Source organism: Psychrobacter sp. CAL346-MNA-CIBAN-0220, from assembly GCF_040309805.1.
Taxonomy (GTDB): domain Bacteria; phylum Pseudomonadota; class Gammaproteobacteria; order Pseudomonadales; family Moraxellaceae; genus Psychrobacter.
The window spans coordinates 1-230 of sequence record NZ_JBEOPF010000805.1 but is presented as its reverse complement, the minus strand read 5'-3'; the positions used below and the strand labels follow the sequence as shown (position 1 = coordinate 230).

Below are 230 nucleotides of genomic sequence, written 5' to 3'. Positions count from 1 at the left end.
ATTTATAAGTCGGTTACTGTTCCTGCAGAAACAGGCAAAAGCACCTATTTATATACAGTCAATGATTTACTCGATGATCCATTTTTTGCCGCCAATGGTTTACAAAATATTGCCGCGATTGGCGCTTACGAGTGGGCTGCAAATATCAGCATTACTGGCAATACGGTAAGTGTTGTTTATAGCCGCGATGTTAGAGATGGGCAAACCCTTGGTATTAGTTGGTATTCATC

Annotated in this window: 1 protein-coding gene; it reads left to right on the top strand. The window is 40.9% G+C overall.

The genetic code is table 11. From position 1 onward, the window contains the following. Positions 1 to 230: hypothetical protein (locus AAEY88_RS15740; protein ID WP_350563903.1), on the top strand; the 230-nt coding region annotated here is incomplete at both ends.